The organism is Streptomyces swartbergensis, from assembly GCF_002148965.1.
GTDB lineage: Bacteria > Actinomycetota > Actinomycetes > Streptomycetales > Streptomycetaceae > Streptomyces > Streptomyces swartbergensis.
Genome location: NZ_NGFN01000534.1, coordinates 1 through 3,507, shown reverse-complemented (window position 1 = coordinate 3,507; position 3,507 = coordinate 1). Strand labels below are relative to the sequence as shown.

General features: G+C 73.9%; 3 protein-coding genes. All 3 read right to left on the bottom strand.

The features are described from left to right. Window positions 1–148: 148 nt before the first annotated feature. The 3 genes from CA983_RS41610 to CA983_RS41600 all read right to left on the bottom strand — a co-directional run bounded on the left by CA983_RS41610 (window position 149) and on the right by CA983_RS41600 (window position 3,344). Window positions 149–1,576: an FG-GAP-like repeat-containing protein gene (locus CA983_RS41610; RefSeq protein WP_086605846.1), complete on the bottom strand. Its 1,428-nt coding sequence runs from the start codon at window positions 1,574–1,576 to the stop codon at window positions 149–151. 85 nt (window positions 1,577–1,661) lie between these two features. Beyond that, window positions 1,662–3,068 carry an FG-GAP-like repeat-containing protein gene (locus CA983_RS41605; protein WP_086605845.1) on the bottom strand — a complete coding sequence of 469 codons (1,407 nt, stop codon included), beginning with the start codon at window positions 3,066–3,068 and terminating at the stop codon, window positions 1,662–1,664. 69 nt (window positions 3,069–3,137) lie between these two features. After that, complete coding sequence (locus CA983_RS41600; RefSeq protein WP_086605844.1) at window positions 3,138–3,344, bottom strand: hypothetical protein; 207 nt, start codon at window positions 3,342–3,344, stop codon at window positions 3,138–3,140. Window positions 3,345–3,507 lie beyond the last annotated feature (163 nt).

Below are 3,507 nucleotides of genomic sequence, written 5' to 3'. Positions count from 1 at the left end.
GGTGGCGGGGGCGGCGGTGGCCGCCGTCGCGGGCAGGGCGGTGAGCAGGCCGGTGGTGAGCAGGCCGGTGGTGACGGCCGTAGCCAGGAGGAGGGTGCGCTTGCGCATCGGTCGAGTCCCAGGTGTTGTCGTGATCAGGAGTTACGAGTCAGGAGTTGAGTGCCGTGCCGTATCCCGGCGTGCCGGCCGTGGAGACGCCGGTCGTGCCCGGGCCGAAGCTGACGGAACCGGTGGCCGTCGGGCCGGTGGCGGTGGAGCGCAGGGACCAGACCGCGCCGTCGCCGGCGTTCTCGCCCGGCGCGGAGACGGACAGGTCGGCGCGGTGGTCGCCGGTGTGGTCGGTGAGGGTCACGCGGGCGCCGAAGCGGTCGCCCTGCTCCGAACTCCCGGGTACGCCCGAGGTGTTCTGGGTGTACGACGTCGCGCCCTTGGTGGTCGGGCCGGACGCCGAGCCGAACAGCACGGTGACGGCACCGGCGGCGGAGTTCTCGCCCGCGGCGCCGATCGCCAGGTCGGCGAACCCGTCGCCGTTGACGTCGCCGAGCGAGACGCCGCTGCCGAAGCGGTCGCCCTTCTCGGAGGCGCCGGGCACACCGGCGGTGTCCTGGGTGAGGACGAGCGGGGCGCGGTTGGCGTCGCGGCCGCCGTCGGGGCCGCCGTAGACGACGGTGACCTTGCCGCCGAGGGCGCCCTCGGGGTCGGCGGACGTCTCCCGGTCGTTGCCCACGGCGATGTCGTCGTGGCCGTCGCCGTCGATGTCCCCGACGGCGGAGACGAACCCGGCGGGCAGTCGCTCCAGCCAGTCGACGTAGTTGCCGATCTTCAGGTCGGCCAGGGCGGTGGTCGCGGCGCCGGTGCTCACGGCACGGCCGTGCAGGACCACCCGGGGGCGGCCGTCGCCGGTGACGTCGCCGGAGGAGAGGTGCGTGACGCCGTTCGAGGAGGACCACCAGTCGTTGCGCGAGCCCGAACCGCCGTTGGACGCGCTCGCCTTGGTGATCGGGCCGTTCACGAGGGAGAGGGTGACCGGGCCGGTGGAGCCGACCGCGACGTCCACGTCCCCGTCGCCGTCGAAGTCGCCCGCGGCCAGCGCCTGGCCGTAGCGGTCGTAGTCGGTGCTGAAGAAACTGAACAGCGAACGGGCGCCGGACAGGCCGGACTTCGCGCCCCAGACGATGGTGACCGTGCCGTCGTTGCTGTCGCTGCCGTCCTCGCCGGGCGTGCCGATCAGCAGGTCGGCGTAGCCGTCGGTGTTCAGGTCGGCGGAGGCGAGCGCGGAACCGAAGGCGTCGTCGGCCTCGGCGGCACCGGGCATTCCGGCCGTGTTCTGCGTCAGGAGCGTGCGCGTGGAGGCCTTCGGCCCGCTGGTGCTGCCGTAGACCACCGACACGGCACCGGCCCTCGCCTCCCCGGCGACGGTGGCGCCCGGCGCGCCGATCGCGAGGTCGGTGCGGCCGTCGCCGTTGAAGTCGTAGGGGACGGCGGGGGTCGCGGCGTGCGCGGCCGGGGCGGAGAGGGTGAGGGCGAGCGGGGTCAGGGCCGCCGCGAGGACGGCGGCGGTGATACGGGTGCGCATGGGTGTACGTGCCTCACAGAGGAGTCGACGGGGCGTCACTGGGCGATGGAGCGCCTGGACGGAGGAGCGGTGGGGCGACGTGGCATCACTGGGCGACGACCGAGCCGAGGTTGGCGCCGTCCTTCAGGGAGAGGGCGGTGGTGGTGATGCCCTGTGCCCCGCTCGTGGTCAGGCCGGAGGCGTAGCCGCGCAGGGTCCACAGGCCGCCCGTGGAGTTCTCGCCGTCGACGCCGACCACCAGGTCCGCCTTGCCGTCCTTGGTCACGTCGGTCAGGCCGACCGCGGAACCGAAACGGTCCCCGGACTCGGCGGAGCCCGGCACACCGGCGGTGTTCTGGGTGTACGACTTCACGCCGCTGCCGGTCTTCAGGCCGGAGGCCGAGCCGAACAGCACGGTCACCGAACCCGCGTCCTTCGCCGAGCCGACGTCCTCGCCCGCGGCGGAGACCACGACGTCGGCGTACCCGTCGCCGTTGATGTCGCCGGTGCTCACCGCCGTGCCGAAACCGTCGTAGGCCTCGCCCGCGCCGGGCACGCCCGCGGTGTCCTGGTGGACGACGGTCGGCTGCTGCGCCGGGTCGGGTCCGTTCGGACCGCCGTACCAGACGGTGATCTGCCCGCCCTTGTGACCGGCGGGCTTGAGGTCGTACGGGTCCGTGTAGTCGCCGAGGACGAGGTCGCCGTAGCCGTCGCCGTTGATGTCGCCGATCGAACCGGGGTAGCCGTCGGCGTCCGGCAGCTGGGCCATCTTGTACGACGTGCCGGTCCAGCGGAAGTAGTCGATCTGGCCGCCGGTGTCGCCGTCCACGTTGAACGGGTAGACGCGCTCGGCCGCGCCGTCGCCGGTCATGTCACCCGCGATGACCTCGTACGTCGTGCCGAGCTCACCGACGACGGAGTGGCTCAGCGGGCCGCCGGTGCGGGTGAAGGGGCCCCGGTAGATGCGGGTGTGGCTCTGGCCGGTGAGCGTGACGTCCGTGTCGCCGTCGCCGTCGAAGTCGCCGGTGGCGATGCCCCGGGAGAAGCCGCCGTACTCGGAGAGCGAGGTGGGCTGCGGCAGGCCCTTGCCGCTGGTCAGGCCCGACGTGCCGCCCCACAGGATCGTGCCGGAGCCGACGCCGTCCCGGTCGCCGATGCTCTCGCCGGTGGCGCCGACGACGAGGTCGGAGTAGCCGTCCCCGTCCAGGTCGCCGGTGGCCAGGGCGGCGCCGAACACGTCGCTCGACTCGGCGGTGCCGGGCACGCCCGCGGAGTTCTGGGTGATGACGGCCTTGCGGGCGGCCGACAAACCGGACGCCGAGCCGTACAGCACGACGACCGCGCCGGCGCAGGAGGCCGAGCCGACGTTCGTGCAGGGGGCGCCGGCCGCGACGTCCCGGTACCCGTCGCCGTTGAAGTCCCCGGCGAGGCCCGAGGGCGCGGCGGCGGCCGGGGTGATGGTGAGCAGGCCGGTGGTGAGCGTGGCGGCCAGGAGGAGGGTGCGCTTGCGCAAGGTGGGGCTCCGGGTGGGAAGCGGCGGGCCGGGCCTGAGGGCCGGTCCCGGTGMGGAGAGGGGGGCGGCTCAGGCGGTGCGGCAGGCCTGTGGGGCGGAGTCCCGGTGTGTCACCGTGCCGGTCGCGGGCGCGGACGGCTCGCCCGTCGGCGTGGCCGGGCCGGTGATCGGGCCGGTGGCCGTCGCGAGGGCGGGGCGCGGGTGCGGGTGCCGTCGCGGGTGCGGGCGCCCGTGGGCGCGTCGCCGGTGCTGTGGCTGGTGCTGGTGCTGATGCATGCGGGGGTCTCCTGCGGCATGCGGGATGCCTGGCGGGCATCCACAGTCGATGAGGCGCCGGGACCGTCCGTGTTCGCCGGCAGTTGTCCGGGCGTTCACGGGTGGTCGGCGATCAGGAGACCTGTGTGGGGACGTAAGGGTTGTACGTGAGTTCGGTTAATTC

What these genes read in the sequence shown, in the direction of transcription:
- CA983_RS41600 (WP_086605844.1), bottom strand. Translation starts at nt 3,344, where the DNA reads ATGCATCAGCACCAGCACCAGCCACAGCACCGGCGACGCGCCCACGGG.
- CA983_RS41610 (WP_086605846.1), bottom strand. Translation starts at nt 1,576, where the DNA reads ATGCGCACCCGTATCACCGCCGCCGTCCTCGCGGCGGCCCTGACCCCG.